Source organism: Prevotella sp. P5-64, assembly GCF_002251285.1.
Classification (GTDB): Bacteria; Bacteroidota; Bacteroidia; order Bacteroidales; family Bacteroidaceae; genus Prevotella.
In genome coordinates, this window is sequence record NZ_NPJK01000077.1 from 1 (window position 1) to 540 (window position 540).

General features: G+C 47.2%; 1 protein-coding gene. It reads right to left on the reverse strand.

Going from position 1 to position 540, the window contains the following annotated elements; genetic code table 11:
- Positions 1 to 282: 282 nt before the first annotated feature.
- On the reverse strand, positions 283 to 540 hold a 258-nt coding region (locus CIK87_RS14450; protein WP_158216265.1), incomplete at its 5' end, for a hypothetical protein.

Here is a 540-nt window from a genome sequence, read left to right on the forward strand (position 1 = left end):
CGCATGACTGTGGTTGTGGCGGTGGTGACACGAAGGAAAACTTGTTTTCCGACTGTCGGCGGCGCCATAGCCACAAAGGCGAAGCCTTCAGAAGACTCTACGGCTTTTTGTATCTATCTCATCCTTATGGCAACCATCCCCATCCTCATTTCGTTTGCTGCCATAGAAAACAAATGATCTGTTACATGTTCTTTGGTCATCAAACTATCATTTCACTCCGTTTTGTTATATCTTTTTGCATATACGGCCGTAAGGGTACGTATAATTATAGACATAGTCAGTCTAAATGACAAGAAAAAAGTGTTGCTGGCGGTTGTAGTATGCATAATCAGCTTGATATAGATACAAAAAGATTTGCGGTTTTTCAGGGCTGCGCCCTTTGCGTTTGTGGGTGTCGGCAATGTCGTCGAGAGCACGCTCTCGGCCATTCGCCGCCACCCTCATCCGCGCCTGCCTGTCGGCAGGCTGAAAAGCCGCAAAAACAAAAAGTCCGCCTTTGGCGGTAAAAAAAGTCCGGCAGTCGCCGGTACAAAAACAGCT